At 59.9% G+C, this 15,122-nt stretch carries 17 protein-coding genes; 10 read left to right on the top strand and 7 right to left on the bottom strand.

Annotation, left to right across the window (positions count from 1 at the left end):
- The first annotated feature begins 190 nt into the window (after positions 1-190).
- Entirely contained in the window at positions 191-442 is a 252-nt protein-coding gene (locus tag LGM20_RS11500; RefSeq protein WP_044523506.1) for a hypothetical protein, read from the top strand.
- 51 nt (positions 443-493) lie between these two features.
- On the opposite strand, the gene yncL is transcribed toward LGM20_RS11500, so the two are convergent.
- Positions 494-586: a stress response membrane protein YncL gene (gene yncL, locus LGM20_RS11505; RefSeq protein WP_002906891.1), complete on the bottom strand. Its 93-nt coding sequence runs from the start codon at positions 584-586 to the stop codon at positions 494-496.
- A gap of 195 nt (positions 587-781) precedes the next feature.
- Between yncL and LGM20_RS11510 the strand changes: the two genes are divergently transcribed.
- Both LGM20_RS11510 and LGM20_RS11515 read left to right on the top strand, forming a co-directional pair.
- Complete coding sequence (locus tag LGM20_RS11510) at positions 782-955, top strand: GhoT/OrtT family toxin (RefSeq protein WP_008804686.1); 174 nt, start codon at positions 782-784, stop codon at positions 953-955.
- 88 nt (positions 956-1,043) lie between these two features.
- A complete protein-coding gene (locus LGM20_RS11515; protein ID WP_044523504.1) occupies positions 1,044-1,793 on the top strand; it encodes an alpha/beta fold hydrolase in 750 nt (249 codons plus the stop codon).
- 13 nt (positions 1,794-1,806) lie between these two features.
- Here the strand turns inward: LGM20_RS11515 and LGM20_RS11520 are convergent, their stop codons facing one another.
- The gene (locus LGM20_RS11520; RefSeq protein WP_044523502.1) at positions 1,807-3,240 is read right to left on the bottom strand and encodes an aldehyde dehydrogenase; all 1,434 of its coding nucleotides are present in this window, start codon (positions 3,238-3,240) and stop codon (positions 1,807-1,809) included.
- Positions 3,241-3,509: 269 nt separating this feature from the next.
- On the opposite strand from LGM20_RS11520, the gene LGM20_RS11530 reads away from it, so the two are divergent.
- Together LGM20_RS11530 and LGM20_RS11535 are read left to right on the top strand one after the other, a co-directional pair.
- Positions 3,510-5,108, top strand: coding sequence for an ABC transporter substrate-binding protein (locus tag LGM20_RS11530; protein WP_044523500.1), 1,599 nt, complete (start codon positions 3,510-3,512; stop codon positions 5,106-5,108).
- Between the two features lie 16 nt (positions 5,109-5,124).
- Complete coding sequence (locus LGM20_RS11535) at positions 5,125-5,358, top strand: YdcY family protein (RefSeq protein WP_023289889.1); 234 nt, start codon at positions 5,125-5,127, stop codon at positions 5,356-5,358.
- An 8-nt stretch (positions 5,359-5,366) separates the two neighbouring features.
- On the opposite strand, the gene LGM20_RS11540 is transcribed toward LGM20_RS11535, so the two are convergent.
- Both LGM20_RS11540 and LGM20_RS11545 read right to left on the bottom strand, forming a co-directional pair.
- Positions 5,367-5,816 carry a DMT family transporter gene (locus LGM20_RS11540; RefSeq protein ID WP_023289888.1) on the bottom strand — a complete coding sequence of 150 codons (450 nt, stop codon included), beginning with the start codon at positions 5,814-5,816 and terminating at the stop codon, positions 5,367-5,369.
- Positions 5,813-6,331 carry a GNAT family N-acetyltransferase gene (locus tag LGM20_RS11545; protein WP_044523499.1) on the bottom strand — a complete coding sequence of 173 codons (519 nt, stop codon included), beginning with the start codon at positions 6,329-6,331 and terminating at the stop codon, positions 5,813-5,815. The genes LGM20_RS11540 and LGM20_RS11545 overlap by 4 nt, the downstream gene beginning before the upstream one ends.
- Positions 6,332-6,493: 162 nt before the next feature.
- On the opposite strand from LGM20_RS11545, the gene LGM20_RS11550 reads away from it, so the two are divergent.
- Positions 6,494-7,075, top strand: a complete 582-nt coding sequence (locus LGM20_RS11550; protein ID WP_023289886.1) for a helix-turn-helix domain-containing protein — start codon at positions 6,494-6,496, stop codon at positions 7,073-7,075.
- Positions 7,076-7,140: 65 nt separating this feature from the next.
- Entirely contained in the window at positions 7,141-8,178 is a 1,038-nt protein-coding gene (locus LGM20_RS11555) for an NADP-dependent oxidoreductase (RefSeq protein WP_044523497.1), read from the top strand.
- A gap of 62 nt (positions 8,179-8,240) precedes the next feature.
- On the opposite strand, the gene rihA is transcribed toward LGM20_RS11555, so the two are convergent.
- A complete protein-coding gene (gene rihA, locus LGM20_RS11560; protein WP_044523496.1) occupies positions 8,241-9,176 on the bottom strand; it encodes a pyrimidine-specific ribonucleoside hydrolase RihA in 936 nt (311 codons plus the stop codon).
- Between the two features lie 277 nt (positions 9,177-9,453).
- Here rihA and LGM20_RS11565 point away from each other — a divergent pair, with 277 nt between their 5' ends.
- Complete coding sequence (locus LGM20_RS11565) at positions 9,454-9,753, top strand: DUF406 domain-containing protein (RefSeq protein ID WP_020481014.1); 300 nt, start codon at positions 9,454-9,456, stop codon at positions 9,751-9,753.
- Positions 9,754-9,821: 68 nt separating this feature from the next.
- Here LGM20_RS11565 and pqqU read toward each other — a convergent pair whose 3' ends face one another.
- Positions 9,822-11,927, bottom strand: coding sequence for a TonB-dependent receptor PqqU (gene pqqU, locus LGM20_RS11570; protein WP_044523495.1), 2,106 nt, complete (start codon positions 11,925-11,927; stop codon positions 9,822-9,824).
- Positions 11,928-12,184: 257 nt separating this feature from the next.
- Here pqqU and yncE point away from each other — a divergent pair, with 257 nt between their 5' ends.
- Positions 12,185-13,246 carry a 7-bladed beta-propeller protein YncE gene (yncE, locus tag LGM20_RS11575; protein WP_044523494.1) on the top strand — a complete coding sequence of 354 codons (1,062 nt, stop codon included), beginning with the start codon at positions 12,185-12,187 and terminating at the stop codon, positions 13,244-13,246.
- 147 nt (positions 13,247-13,393) lie between these two features.
- Positions 13,394-13,615 (top strand): YgdI/YgdR family lipoprotein, encoded by a 222-nt coding sequence (locus tag LGM20_RS11580; protein WP_002906779.1) that lies wholly within the window; start codon positions 13,394-13,396, stop codon positions 13,613-13,615.
- 50 nt (positions 13,616-13,665) lie between these two features.
- On the opposite strand, the gene ansP is transcribed toward LGM20_RS11580, so the two are convergent.
- A complete protein-coding gene (gene ansP, locus LGM20_RS11585) occupies positions 13,666-15,120 on the bottom strand; it encodes an L-asparagine permease (RefSeq protein ID WP_023289881.1) in 1,455 nt (484 codons plus the stop codon).
- Positions 15,121-15,122: the final 2 nt, after the last annotated feature.

The raw sequence follows: 15,122 nt of genomic DNA on the forward strand, positions 1-15,122 counted from the left end.
AACTATTTCACGACGATAAATAAGGCTTTTATATTTGCGGTTAACGGGTAATATTTATTCGCAATATTTAATAACCGGCGAGTCAATCCGCCATGCGCGCCAGCGCGGTGGCGCATGCTCCCGGGTTTGACTTTCCGCCGCCGCTCATGCGATCATTTCACGCATATTCGGTTTTAACGTTGATGTCGCTGTGAAAATTTTTGCTTTTATTCTGCTGGCTGTCGGCACCGTGGCGCTGAGCTATGGTAACGCGCCGGCAAAACGTATTCAGGGCTGTGAGAGCGCGGGAGTGGGGCAGGCCGTTTGCGCCGCCGCCGAATGGGATAGTGAGAAAGTGAATGTTTTGCCTCATTATAACCCCGCACTTAACAAGGCTATTATCGCAGGCCACTCAGCCCGTATCGTTTATGACCCTAATATAGGCGCGAGCCTCCGCACGTAAAAAAGCAGCCCAGAGGGCTGCTTTTTTAGGTTTCGTTGCTGAGTAAAATGATTAAAACCAGCCAAATCTCACCGACAGCAGGCTGATAAGCGCGAACGCGGCGCAGACATTAATCATAACGACGGTCTTGCTGGAGACATCCATAACGCCACCTTAATGAGTAAGTCCCTAAAGGTATAGTACGGCGGGCGCGGTTGCGCTATCGGATTAAGACGAATCGGGCTTTGTTCTGAATATTCAGCCCGATTCTGAATTTGTTATACAGGTATCTCTGAATCACGACGTCATGGCAGATAATTATCCCACCATGGAACGCTCCTCAGGGAAGGAAAACGAAGAATGACGTTATATCAAAAAATGTTGGTGTTTTACGCCATTATGGGCGTGATCTGCGCCGTAATTAGCTGGTTTTTAACCAAAGAGAGCCGGGTGATCCGCCTGCTGGCGGCCCTGTTGATCGGCGCCACCTGGCCGTTCAGCTTCCCGATGGCGCTACTCGTCTCGCTGTTTTAACGCTCCGGCGGCGGACGACAGAAAAGGGTGGCGGCATGGATAAGGTTACTGTATAAAAACACAGTAACCTTATCATGGAGGCAAACAGGTGAACGGTTTCTTTTCGTCCGTCGCAGGCGCCACATTGCGTTGGCTCGATCTTCCGGGAGAGGGGCTTCCGCTGGTGTTTATCCACGGCCTCGGCTGCGCGTCATCTTACGACTACCCCCGCGTCGCCAGCGCCCCCGCGCTCAACGGGCGGCGCAAAATACTTATCGATCTACCGGGCTTCGGCTATAGCGATAAACCGCACGACTTTAGTTACAACATACATAGCCAGGCGCAAGCGGTGGAGCAAGTCCTCGACCACCTGCGCCTGCAGCGCTTCGCGCTGTACGGGCATAGCATGGGGGGAAGCATCGCCATCGAAGCGGCAGGCTTGCTGGCGGGGCGGGTGACCACGCTGCTGGTTTCTGAACCCAACCTGGTCGCCGGAGGCGGCGAGTACAGCCGGCGCATAGCGGCGCAGTCAGAGGCGGCCTTTATCGCCGAAGGTTACGCCAGGATGCTGGCGGAAGAGCGCTCGCCCTGGGCCGGCTGTTTGCAAAACAGCGCCCCCTGGGCCGTCTGGCGAGCCGCCAGCAGCCTGATACACGGCAGCGACACCCCCTGGTTTACCCAGCTCTGCCAGCTGCGCTGTCAGAAGATGCTGATCGTCGGCGAGCAGTCGCTCCCTTATGCGGATATCGAACGGGTAGAGGCGCAAGGGATCCCGGTCGGGATTGTGCCCCACGCGGGGCACTCGATGGCGTGGGAAAACCCGGAAGGGCTGGCGCAGCTTATCGCCAGCCACGGCTAAGGGGGGGACGGCGTCAGAATGGCAGTTCGCGAGGCTGGGTCTGGAGCGTTATCCAGCGCAGCTCGGTAAATTCCGCAATCCCGGCCCGGCCGCCGAACCGGCCATAGCCGGAGGCTTTGCAGCCGCCAAACGGCATTTGCGCTTCATCATGAACGGTTGGGCCATTGATATGGCAAATGCCGGTTTGCAGACGTTGCGCCAGGTTCCACGCTCTGGCGCTGTCGCGGCTGTAGACCGCAGCGGAAAGGCCATAGTCGCTGTCGTTGGCTACCGCCAGCGCCTCTTCGTCGTTATTAACGCGAATAATCGCTTTTACCGGGCCGAAGGACTCTTCGTTCCACAGCCGCATCTCGCGGGTGACGCCGTCCAGCAAGGTAGGCGACATGTGGGTATCGCAGGCTTTGCCGCCGGTCAGCAGGCGGGCGCCTTTGGCTAAGGCATCGTCGATTAACGCGTTGCAGCGGGTGACGGTGTTCATGTCGACCACCGGGCCGGTCAGGCTGGCGGGGAGAGAAGCGGCGCGCCTGGTCAGCAGAGGGATAAAGCGCTCCGCCACGGCGTTGTCGACAATAATGCGCTCGGTGGACATGCAGATCTGTCCGGCGTTGGCGAAGGCGCCAAAAATGGCGCCCGCCGCCGCCTGCTCAATGTCGGCATCGTCGAGGACCAGCAGCGGCGCTTTGCCACCGAGCTCCAGCACCGCCGGTTTCAGATACTGCCCGCAGGTGCGGGCGATAATCCGCCCCACCGGCGTGGAGCCGGTAAAGTTGACGCGCCGCACCGCCGGATGGGCGATCAGCGACTCTACCAGCGCCGGCGCGTCTTGAGGCGCGCAGGTAAGATAGTTCACCACGCCCGGCGGGAAGCCCGCCGCGTCGAGGGCGTCGATAATCAATCCTTGTGTAGCCGGAGAGAGCTCAGCGCCCTTGAGGATCACCGTGTTGCCGCAGGCCAGCGGCGTCCCCAGCGCCCGGGTGGCAAGGATCAGCGGCGCGTTCCACGGCGCCATGCCCAGCACCACGCCGGCACCCTGGCGGACCCCCATCGCCAGATTGCCCGGCACGTTGGATGGAATGATCTGCCCTTCGATCTGGGTGGTCAGCGCCGCCGCTTCGCGCAGGATATCGGCCGCCAGATGGACGTTAAATCCCGCCCAGTGGGCGGTGGCGCCGGTCTCCGCCGCCATGGCTGCGATAAATTTAGCTTCCCGCAGCAGCATATGTTCCGCCGCGTCGAGCAGTAAGCGTCGCCGTTCCGCCGGGGATGTATCGCGCCACTGCGGGAAGGCGCTGGCCGCGGCCTCGACGCAGCGTTTACCGTCGGCGAGGCTGGCGGCAGCGGCAACCGAGGCGATGTCGTCGTGGGCAGGGTGGCGCCGGGTAAAGGTCCGACGGTCTTCGGCATCGTGCCACTGGCCGGCAATGTACAGATTGCAGGTGATTGTCATGGAGGTAACCTCTTATTCTGCGGTTCCTCCAGTGTACCGGTCGCGGCTGGCGGCGAGCGTGAGCGGGGCGGTTATCGCACATTTTTTTGCCGGAATTGTGCGTAGCTCACAACATCCCAACCGTACCTGGCGCAAAAAGCAGCGCGACGCCGTTTAAACCAGCAAATTCAGCGCGATTGGCATAAGGTGATAGCCATTGATTATTTGCCGGGGGCCAGGGGCTGTGCTGTTATTACGGTTCTTATAATCAATAATCAGGACTTATAACCATGTCTACAGGGAAATCCACGCTGGCGCTGCTGCTGAGCGCGCTGCTGCCGGCCAGCGCCGCATGGGCCGCGGGCAATGACACGCTGGTCTATTGCTCAGAGGCCTCCCCGGAGTCCTTCAACCCGCAGATCGCCAGCTCCGGCCCGTCGTTCGTCGCCAGCTCGCAGGTGCTGTATAACCGCCTGGTCACCTTTGATCCGGTGAAGAACACGCCGATCCCGTCGCTGGCCACCGAGTGGCACGTCTCTGAAGATGGCAAAACCTGGACCTTCACGCTGCGTCAGGGAGTGAAGTTCAACAGCAATAAATTCTTCAAACCGACCCGCGATTTTAACGCCGACGACGTCCTGTTTTCGGTACTGCGCCAGATGGATCCTCAGCATCCTTATCACAAGGTGTCCCAGGGGAACTATGAGTACTTCCACGACGTGGGCCTCGATAAGCTGATTAAGTCGGTGAAAAAGGTCGATGACTATCACGTCCAGTTTGAGCTCAATCAGCCGAACGCGGCGTTTCTTGCCGACTGGGGAATGGACTTCGCCTCTATTCTGTCGGCGGAATATGGCGAGGCGATGCTGAAGAAAGGAACGCCAGAAAACGTCGATAACTGGCCTGTCGGCACCGGACCCTATGCTCTGCAGCAGTATAAAGTGGATTCGCAAATCCGCTATATCGCCAATCCCCACTACTGGGAAGGCGAGGTGCCGACGAAGCACCTGATCTTCTCCATCACGCCGAACGTCGAGACCCGGCTGGCTAAACTGCAGACTAACGAGTGCCAGATTATTCCAGCGCCTTCGCCGGTACAGTTCCCGGTGATCAAGGGCAACAACGATCTGACACTGCACGCCGTCGAGGCGCTGAACGTCGGCTATCTGGCGTTCAACACCGAGAAAAAACCGTTTGATAATGTGCTGGTGCGCCAGGCGTTAAACTACGCCACCGACAAACAGGCCATCGTCAGGGCGGTGTTCCTCGATTCCGGTACGGTGGCGAAGTCGCCGATCCCGTCCACCATGCTCGGGTATAAAAAAGACCTCCCGGACTACGACTACGATCCGCAGAAAGCGAAGGCGCTGCTCAAACAGGCGGGTCTGGAGCAAGGGGCGGAAGTGACCCTGTGGTCGATGCCGGTTCAGCGGCCCTACAACCCGAACTCAAAACGCATTGCTGAAATGATCCAAAACGACTGGGCGAAAGTCGGGGTGAAAGCGAAGATCGTCAGCTATGAGTGGGGCGAATACCTGGCCGGCATGCGTAAAGGCGAACACGACAGCGCGCTGTACGGCTGGATGTCGGACAATGGCGACCCGGACAACTTTGCCGGCACGCTGCTCAGCTGTGATAATATCCAGACCGGCTCTAATGCCGCCCGCTGGTGCGATAAGTCGTATGACGCGCTGGTGAAGAAAGCCCTGCTGGTGAGCGATCCGCAGGCGCGCGCCAAACTCTACGAACAGGCGCAAGAGATCTTTTACCAGCAGGCGCCGTGGATCACCCTGGCGACCGGCAAGACCTTCTATGCCACCCGCAGCAACGTCAGCGGCTACACTGTGAGCATGATGGGGAGCGATTTTTCCAAAGCGAAGCTGAATTAAGTGAAAGGAGAACAGAATGGCACATCTGGATGAGGTCATCGTTAAAGTCGATGACATCCTTGCCGAGGGCGTTATCGCGCATATGAATGAGCTGCTGATCGCCCTGAGCGATGACGCGCAGCTCAGTCGTGAGGAACGCTATACTCAGCAGCAGCGCCTGCGCACCGCCATCGCTCACCATGGGCGACAGCATCAGGAAGAGCAGGACGCGCGCCGCGAGCAGTTGACCAAAGGCGGCGCGATCCTCTGAACAGTCGCTCAGAACTGGCGTCTGGCCACCAGCCAGGCGCCCACCACCAGCATCACCGCGCCGCATAATGGCCCGATCAGCGCCCGCAGCGGTACGCCGTGGGCGCGAATTAAATCCATGATCAACCCGCCGACCAGCTGGCTGGCCACCAGTACCGCGATGGTGGTGGCTGCGCCCACGGTCTGATAGCCGCTGATGCTGGCGAAGACGAAAAAGGATCCCAGCATGCCGGGGATCAGCGTCCACCACTTCACGTTCAGGGCCAGCTCATGAAAGCCGGCGACACCCTGGCGCAGCAGCAACAAGGTCACGAAAATAACGATACCTACCAGCGAATTGAGCAGCATGGCGATGAGGATCGTCGACACCGACTGGGTGATGCGCACCATCAGGGTGTTCTGCACCACCAGGCCTACGCCGGCGGCCACCAGAAAGGCGAGGGTAAGCGACCCATTCATGCCTGGCCGTCCGGGTCCTGGCGCGCATCAAGCTGCAGCTGCATAAAGGTCAGATCCAGCCAGCGACCAAATTTGGTTCCCACCTGCGGCATCTGCCCGGTGGTGATAAAGCCCAGCGTTTCATGCAGGTGCAGCGAGGCGTGGTTCTGCGACTCGATCCCGGCGACCATCACATGTTTATTCAGCCGACGCGCTTCGGCGATCAAGGCGACCAGAAGTTTGCGGCCCAGGCCTTTCCCCTGGTGCTCGGGGTGAACGTACACCGAATGCTCCACGGTGTGGCGAAAGCCGTCAAACGCGCGCCAGTCGCCAAAGGAGGAATAGCCGGTGATGACGCCGTTTTCCTCGCTCACCAGCACCGGAAAGCCTGCCAGCTGGCGGGCTTCAAACCATGCGATGCGGTTGTCGGTATCCACGGTTTTGTCATTCCAGATAGCGGCGGTATGCACGACGGCGTGGTTATAGATATCGGCGATCGCCGCGCAATCGTCTTTAATGGCAGGGCGGATGGACATAGCAAACCTCAGTTTTTCGTACACTATAGTAGTACGATATTATTACAATAATGAACGCCACGCTGTCATCCGTTTTCAGCAAATTTTTTCCTGATGGGCCAGGGGTTACGCGGCACGACGGGCGGTTGTGTAATGCCTGCGCGCACACTATAGTGTTACGTTATGAATACTATAGAAGACAACCTCAATCAGCGTATCAGCGCGCGCATCCGCATCGAGCGCGAATCCCGTGGCTGGTCGCTGAACGACCTGGCCGAACGGGCGGGCGCCTCGCGGGCGATGATCCATAAAATCGAGCGCGGCGAAAGCAGCCCGACGGCGTCGATGCTGGGCCGCCTTTCCGGCGCCTTCGGCATCAGTATGTCGACCCTGATCGCCAGGGCGGAAATGCAGGAAGGCAAGCTGCTGCGTTTTGCCAGCCAGCCGGTATGGCACGACCCGCAAAGCCACTATCTCCGCCGCCACGTTTCGCCGCGCAGCGATCTGCCCATTGACCTGGTGCAGATCGAGCTGCCGCCCGGCAGCGATGTGCCGATGCCGGCTTCGTCCTATGCGCTGGCACGCCAGCTGATCTGGCTGCAGCGGGGCGAGCTGGTGTTCCTGGAAGGGAATACCCGCCACGAGATGCAGACCGGGGACTGTCTGGAGCTCGGCCCACCGAACGACTGCCGCTTTATCAATGAATCCGCAGAGACCTGCGTCTATCTGGTGGTGCGCCTTAATCAATCGCCATCCGGCTCTTAATGATAAAGCGCATTGCGCATAAAGCAGCTAGCCTCAGTACTGTCTGCTAACAAGAGGAGTTTGCTATGTCAGAACAACCGCAACGCCATCGCCGCTGGGTACTGGCTTCCCGTCCCCATGGTGAACCGACGGCAGAGCATTTCCGCCTGGAAGAGCGCGAGGTGCCCACCCCGGGGCCGGGTCAGGTTCTGCTGCGTACCGTTTATTTATCGCTGGATCCCTATATGCGCGGGCGGATGAGCGACGCGCCGTCCTATTCACCGCCGGTGGCCATCGGCGCGGTGATGGTGGGCGGGACCGTGAGTCGCGTCGTGACCTCGCAGCATGATGATTTTCAACCCGGCGACTGGGTGCTGGGCTACAGCGGCTGGCAGGATTATGAGCTTTCCGACGGCAGCGGGCTGGTGAAGCTGGGGGACAACCCGCAGCACCCGTCCTGGTCGCTGGGGGTGCTGGGGATGCCGGGCTTCACCGCCTACATGGGATTACTGGACATTGGCCAGCCGAAGCCGGGTGACACGCTGGTGGTCGCTGCGGCCACCGGGCCGGTGGGCGCTACGGTCGGACAGATCGGCAAAATTAAGGGCTGCCGTACCGTCGGCGTCGCCGGCGGCGCGGAGAAATGTCGCTATGCGGTTGACACCTTAGGCTTTGATGTCTGCCTTGACCATCGCGCGGCGGACTTTGCCGAACAGCTGGCCCAGGCCTGCCCGCAGGGCATTGACGTCTACTACGAAAACGTCGGCGGCAAGGTTTTTGACGCGGTGCTGCCGCTGCTCAACACCGCGGCGCGGGTTCCGGTCTGCGGGCTGGTGAGCGGCTATAACGCCACCGGTCTGCCGGACGGGCCTGACCGTCTGCCGCTGCTGATGGCGACCATCCTCAAGAAACGCATTCGGATGCAGGGCTTTATTATCGGCCAGGATTATGGGCATCGGATCGCGGAATTCCAGCAGCAGATGGGGCGCTGGGTGCAGGAGGGTAAAATTAAATATCGCGAACAGCTGATCGACGGTCTGGAGCAGGCGCCGCAGGCGCTGATCGGCCTGTTGAAAGGTGAAAACTTTGGTAAGGTGGTGATCCGCGTGTCGGCGGATGACTAATACGCCGGGTATAGCCTGAACGCGCCTCTCTCCCGGCCGGGAAGAGAGGCGCTGCATGAATATCAGGCGTAAAAGGCTAACCGCTGGGCGAGCAGATCGACAAAGGCTTCGCGGTCCACATCCAGCATCAGGGTGGTATTGGGCGGATTGCCGGTCAGATGGTAGTAATCGACCACCGTCATCCCCTGGGTATATTTGCCTTCCGTTTCCACGCCGACCCAGCGCTCGATAGTGGTAAAGAGCTCCGGCTTGAGGAGCCAGGCGATGGTGCAGGGGTCGTGGAGCGGCGCGCCGTCGAAGCCCCACTTTTCGTCCTTGTGGTAGGCCATAAAGAAGTCGAGCAGTTCGGCGACGATGGTTGATACCGGATTGCCAATCTGGCGGAATCGCTCAATATCCGCAGGAAGGATCTGCGCCCGGTGGGTGACATCCAGGCCTGCCATCACCACCGGGATCCCCGACTGAAAGACCATCTCCGCCGCCTGGGGATCGACGTAGATATTAAACTCCGCCGCCGGCTGCCAGTTGCCCAGCCCTATGGCGCCCCCCATGATCACGATGCGGGCGATCTTCGCGTGCAGCTCAGGATGGCTGGCGAGCAGCAACGCCACGTTCGTCTGTGGCCCGGTGGCCACCAGCGTCACCGGCTCCTGACTTTCGCGCAGCACCCTGGCCATCAGCTCGACGGCGGTGCAGTTTTGCGGCGCAAAGGCCGGCTCCGGCAGGTTCGGGCCATCCAGTCCGCTTTCCCCGTGCACGTTATCGGCGATGATCAGATCGCGCATTAACGGCTTCCACGCGCCGCCGGCGACCGGAATATCCGCGCGGTTCAGCAGGGTCAGCATACGCAGCACGTTGCGCAGAGTCTTCTCCGGGGTCTGGTTGCCTGCGGAGGCGGTGACGGCTTTCACCTCCAGCTCCGGCGAGGCGAGGGCGAGGACCAGGGCGATCGCGTCATCATGTCCCGGATCGCAATCAATCATTATCGGCAGTGCCATAGCAGCTCCTTGTTGGCGTTGTTCTGTGACCAGACTAACGCTGCGGCGCGAGGCAGACGAGAAAGTGTGCAGAATAGTGTGATGGCTAGCACGGTTGCAGGGGCAATCGCGCGGTGAGTCGCGGCGGTCCTGCATCATCATGCCTCGCCTTGCGATGGCGCAAGCTAGCGTCCGGCGCGGCGCGATAGAATAAAAATCGCTAATCCTTACGGATATTAATGGTTTGCTTTTCGGCGAGCGGATTCTTATCCTTAAGAAAACTCAAGAGGTTATGACGATGAAAGATGTAGTAGATAAATGCAGCACCAAAGGCTGCGCCATTGATGTCGGGACAATTATTGATAACGAGGACTGCGTCTACCGGGCTGAGAAGTTATTCCCGAGCCGCGAGGAAGCGGAGTCAACCGTAGCCGCCGTTCGCGAGCGTGCCGCCGCAGCGGCGCCGGCCAGTGAACCACCGCAGGTTGACTACACGCTCGCCGCCGCCGGCGACGAGGTGAAACTCGATCTGTCCATCGCCTTCTCCTGCCAGGCGGAAAAGATCATTTTCGAATTGTCCCTGAGAAACCTGCTTTAATCAGCGTCCCGGACGCCAGCGCCTGAGGGTAACGCCTTCGCCCGCCGGTCCGCGGGCGAAGCCGGGCGTTACTCGAAGCGCCAGGCGAGGTTCAGCCCGATACCGTAGTTGCGTCCCGGCGCGGGCTCGTAGTAGCGTCCGTTGGACTCGTTAACGATGACGGACCCGACGTATTCGCGGTCGAACAGGTTGTCGACCCGGCCGAACAGATCCATATCCATCCTGCCATAGCTCCACTTATAGCCGGTCGTCAGGCCGACCACCGTCCAGGAAGGGGCTTTGGCGGTGTTTTCGTCATTCGCCATGATGTCGCTCATGTAGCGAATATCGCTCCCGGCGTACCAGCCCTGCTCCGGCTGATAGCCGAAGGAGGCGTAACCCATATTGCGCGCGATCCCCGGAATACGGTTGCCGTTGCAGCTGGCGTCGCCGCAGACGTTGGTGCGATAGGTCGCGTCAAGCCAGGTCCAGGCCGCCTTCAGGCGCCAGCTCTCGCCAAACTGCTGATCCAGTCCCAGCTCCATCCCCTGACGACGGGTCTTGCCGGCGTTTTTATAGCTGGTGCGCCCGCCGCTGCTGCTGTCGACCACGATCTCATTATCGGTATCGGTCTGGAACAGGGCGGCGGTGAGCAACCCATTGCCAATCCGCGTCTTGCTGCCGATCTCCACCGTGTCGTTGGTGGAGGGCTTCAGCCCGAAGTTGAGACCGCTCTGGTTATCGGCGCGGTATGACAGCTCGTTAATGGTCGGCGTCTCGAAGCCGCGGCCAGCGGAGAGGTAGACGTTCCAGGCGTCGGTCAGGGCATACTTCAGCGAGCCTGCGGGCAGCCATTTGTGATAGCTGGCATCGCCGCTGTCGTCGCCATTGCCTGGGGTGATGTAGTAATCATTCGAGTCGAACCATACCGAGCTGTAGCGCACCCCGGCATCGAGCGAAAGTTTGTCGGTGAGCTGCCACTGGGTTTGCAGGTAAGGGTCGACGTTCCACATCAGGTTACGTTCGTTACGGCGTAGCGCGCCCTGTTCGCCATACTGCGGCGCGCCGTTGACCATCACAAAGTTTTCATAGCCCTTGCGGCGCTCGCTCATGTTCTCGTAGTCAAGACCGGCGGTCAGGGTGACCGGCACCAGCAGCTCGCCGCGATGGGTCAGCCGGGTATCGATCCCCTGGTAGTGGCGGGTGAGGTCGATCACCCCGCCGGCATGGCTCGGCTTCAGCTGCGGCGCGCGCGGGATCGACTGGTACTGGGTGGTTTCGCGTTCCCCGGCGTACATCATGACGCTGAGATCGTCCTGGGCGCTCAGCTGGCGCTCGTAGCGCAGGCCAGCCTGGGTCTGCCGGGTATCCTTGCGGGTATTATACTGGTCGCCGCGCGGCGACTGGCGCGGGTTATCGCGCCATTCATCGGCGGTTAAGCCGCCGGCGTCATTGGCTTTGATATCAACGCTGTTCAGCAGCAGCGTCAGCTTACTGACGTCGTTGATGCGCACCCCCAGCCGGGCGTTGGCCAGATTTTTGCGCGCGCCGCTGTGATCGCGATAGCCATGGGTGGTGAAGCGGTTAGTCGACACCGTGTAATCCACATCGCCTGCGTGGCTGCCGTCGCCAACGGCGCCGGTGGCTTTCATCCCGTAGTGCCAGGTGCCGAAGCTGCCATAGTAACTGCTGGCTTCCACGGTGGGCGGCTGGGTGCCGGTCTGGCTGGTGACGTTGATCACCCCGCCGGACGAGTTACCGTAGAGGGCAGAGAAGGGGCCGCGCAGCACCTCGAGGGTGTCGACGCTACCGATATCGATATTGGAGGTCTGCCCCTGGCCGTCGGGCATGGTCGCCGGGATGCCGTCCACATAGATGCGCAGCCCGCGCACGCCGTAGGTAGAGCGGGAGCCAAAGCCGCGAATCGACAGCTGCAGATCCTGGGCATAGTTTTGTCGGTTCTGCACCTGCAGGCCCGGCACGGCGCCCAGCGATTCAGAGAGGTTGACGCGCGGCGCGGCCTGGCGCATCTCATCGCCATTGACCACGCTGACGGCGGCGGGGGTATCCAGTTCAGAAACAGTGGTTGGCGCAGCGGTCACCACCATGGTTTGTTCATCGGCGGCCTGGGCGGCGGCGATGAGCGGCAGCAGCAGGGCCGGCAGGGCCGCGTGTCGCACGGATAGGATTTTCATCGATAGTACTCGGGAGACGAACCAAATGGAACATATGTATATATGTTACCCCGTTTGTAAAATATTTGAAAATTATTAACTGCCGTTGGTTAACGGATAGTGCTTCAGGCTGACGAATTTACCGGGCAACAACAATTAGCGCTCCACTTTGAGATAATTAATGATTACTATTCGCATTCAAAATAAGGCAGAGCCATGACTTTGCCGCCGGAAGCGATGTCGGGTCAGCACATACAGGTTCATCAAAGGGAGTCGTCATGTCATTACGTCAGTTTGCCGCGCCGCGTCTGCGCCATTCACTGTTATTCACTTCTCTGCTGCTGGCAGGCAGCTTTAGCGCCCACGCCGCGGAAGAGATGCTGCGCAAGGCCGTCGGGAAAGGGGCCTACGAAATGGCCTACAGCCAGCAGGAGAACGCGCTGTGGGTCGCCACTTCGCAAAGTCGTTCGCTGGACAAAGGGGGGATTGTTTATCGTCTTGACCCCACCACCCTCGACGTGACGCAGATTATTCACAACGATCTGAAGCCGTTTGGCGCCGCTATCAACCATGCCACCGGTACGCTGTGGTTTGGTAATACCGTCGACAGCACCGTCACCGCCATTGACGCCAAAACCGGCGCAGTGAAGGGGCGACTGGTGCTGGACGAGCGTCAGCGCAGTGAAACCGTGCGCCCGCTGCAGCCGCGCGAGCTGGCGGTCAATGAGCAGACCAACACTATCTACATTACCGGTCTGGGCAAAGAGAGCGTGATTTGGGTGGTGGATGGCGCTACCCTGAAGCTGAAAACGACGATTACCGGCACCGGGGCGATGGCCACCGGCCTGGCGATCGATCCGCAGGCGAAACGCCTTTATACCACCAATGCCGACGGCGAACTGCTGACCATCGACAGCGAGAGCAACAGCATTGTGTCGCGCAAAAAATTGCTGGATGACGGCAAGGCGCATTTCTACCTTAACCTGAGCCTCGATACCGCCGGTCACCGCGCCTTTATTACCGACAGCAAGCAGCCGGAAGTGCTGGTGGTCGATACCCGCGACGGCAAAGTGCTGGAGAAAATCACCGCGCCGGAATCGCTGGCGGTGCTGTTTAACCCCACCCGCAATGAAGCCTATGTGACGCACCGTAAGGCGGGGGAAGTGAGCGTTATCGACGGCAAGAGCTATAAGGTGGTGAAGACCTTTAAAACGCCCACCCATCCCAACAGCCTGGCGCTCTCTGATGACGGCAAAACGCTGTACGTCAGCGTGAAACAAGCATCCAGCCGTGAGAAAGAGGCCACGGCGCCGGACGATGTGATCCGCATCGCCCTGTAAGGTCCCGGGCGCGACGACCATCGTCACCGGTGGTTGCGCCCGGCATCTCACCCTCTGTTACAAACGCGTATTGGCCTGATAAACCTGAAGGTTATACACTTATCGCTTTCCCGCCTCGCGCGGGCAGTGGTAATCAGTGGAGATAAAATGAAAAAACCATTCATGGTGATTTGCGCCGGCGCGATGCTGGCGCTGCTGGCAGGCTGTTCGTCCAACTACGTTATGACCACCAAAAGCGGTCAGACGATCGTCACCCACGGCAAGCCGCAGCTGGATAAAGAAACGGGGATGACCAGCTATATCGATGAGTCTGGTAATAAGCGGGAAATTAACAGCAGCGACGTGTCGCAGCTGGTTGAGGATAACTAAGTCCTGACCTCCCGGTTTGCCCGCGATGGACAAACCGGGAGTCCTGCCATTTACTGCTTGAGCGTCGGCGCTGTGCTGTGAATCGCATGCACGCGTTTACGCACGCCAAACCAGCCCGCCACCAGCAGCACCGCCAGCAACGGGATGGAGCCAATGGTATAAGTGCCGTTCGGATAATCGAAGGCCATCAGCACCAGTACGCTAAACAGGAACAGCAGCGTCAGCCAGGAGGTGAACGGCGCCCCTGGCATTCTGAAGCTCACCTGAGCCGCTTTTCCTTCCTTAATCGCTTTGCGCAGACGCATCTGACACACCACGATGAAGCCCCAGGACGCAATGATCCCCAGCGAAGCGATGTTGAGGACGATCTCAAACACCTGCGACGGCACCAGATAGTTGAGGAACACCCCGACCACGTACACCGCCAGCGTCGCCAGGATCCCGGCGTAAGGGACGTGGTGACGGCTCATCTTCGACATGAACTTCGGCGCGGAGCCCCCCATCGACATGGAGCGCAGAATACGCCCGGTGCTGTAGAGGCCAGAGTTGAGACTGGAGAGGGCGGCGGTTAACACCACGATGTTCATCACGCTGCCGATATACGGTACGCCCAGTTTTGAGAAGAAGGTAACGAACGGGCTCTGTCCCGCCTGGTAGGCGTTCCACGGCAGCAGCAGCACCAGCAGCACCACCGACCCGACGTAGAACAGGCCGATACGCCAGATCACGCTGTTGATGGCCTTCGGCACCATCGTCTCCGGATCCTTACACTCACCGGCCGCGGTGCCCACCAGCTCAATGGAGGCGAAGGCGAAGACCACGCCCTGCACCAGCACCAGCGCCGGCAGAAGGCCGTGCGGGAAGAAGCCGCCGTTATCGGTGATCAGGTGGAAGCCGGTGGCATTACCGTCCAGCGGCTTACCGGAGCCGAGGAAAATGGTGCCGACCACGAGAAACGCGACGATCGCCAGCACTTTGACCAACGCGAACCAGAACTCCATCTCGGCGAACCACTTCACGCCGATCATGTTCATGGTGCCGACGATGGCCAGCGCGCCGAGGGCGAAGACCCACTGCGGCACATCGCCAAACGCGCCCCAGTAGTGCATATACAGCGCCACGGCGGTGATATCGACGATCCCGGTCATTGCCCAGTTAACGAAGTACATCCAGCCGGCCACGTAGGCGGCCTTTTCGCCGAGGAATTCCCTGGCATAGGAGACGAAGCTGCCGCTCGAGGGGCGGTGGAGAACCAGTTCGCCGAGGGCGCGAAGAATAAAGAAAGAGAAGATGCCGCAGACCAGATAGACCAGTGCGAGCGCTGGCCCTGCCATTTGTAAACGTGCCCCGGCGCCGAGGAACAAACCGGTACCGATGGCGCCGCCGATGGCGATCATCTGTACCTGACGGTTGCCCATCGCTTTGTGATAACCCGCTTCATGTGAGTTGAGCCAGTGGCGTTTTGCAGCATGGTGCTCCGCTGCAGTGTCGTGTTTCGTATTCATTG

It is taken from the genome of Klebsiella quasipneumoniae subsp. quasipneumoniae (assembly GCF_020525925.1).
Lineage (GTDB): Bacteria > Pseudomonadota > Gammaproteobacteria > Enterobacterales > Enterobacteriaceae > Klebsiella > Klebsiella quasipneumoniae.